General features: G+C 68.7%; 1 protein-coding gene. It reads right to left on the bottom strand.

The window, feature by feature from the left end; genetic code table 11:
- On the bottom strand, positions 1–531 hold a 531-nt coding region (locus tag H926_RS0104035; protein WP_022675170.1), incomplete at both ends, for a glycosyltransferase.

Below are 531 nucleotides of genomic sequence, written 5' to 3'. Positions count from 1 at the left end.
TGGCAGGCGGCCATGCGTGCCCGCGCGGCATCGGGTTCGAGGCGCCCGGTGAAACTGACGGCCTGCGCCAGGCCCAGGCGCGCGGCCTGCTCCTCCAGGCTTTGGCGCAAGGGGCCATCGCCCATGATCAGCAGATCGATGGCCAGGCCCTGTGCATGCAGCATGGCCAGGGCATCGAGCAGTAGGTCCAGCCCTTCATAGGCAACCAGCGCGCCGGCATAGCCGATGGTGGTAGTGGCATGGCGCGCGGCGGCAATCCCAGCAAAGGCAGGTGCGTCGATGCCATTGGGCAGCAGGGCCAGGCGCGCAGGATCGAGGCCCCATTGCCCGATGACATGATCGGCAAGCGGCGCCGAGATGGCAAAGACCCGATCTGCCTGGCGCGCCACGAAGGCTTCCAGCTCAAGGCCCAGGGCATGGCGCTCGGTGCCGGCAAAGCCGGGTACATTGGCCGCGCGGCTCATTTCCCACAGGCCGCGCAGTTCATAGTGGAAGGGAATGCCCAGGCGCCGCGCCGCGATCAGCGCGGGC

This window comes from Novosphingobium sp. B-7, assembly GCF_000410615.1.
Taxonomy (GTDB): domain Bacteria; phylum Pseudomonadota; class Alphaproteobacteria; order Sphingomonadales; family Sphingomonadaceae; genus Novosphingobium; species Novosphingobium capsulatum.
The sequence above is the reverse complement of the archived record's forward strand: the minus strand, read 5'-3'. Positions and strand labels throughout refer to the sequence as shown.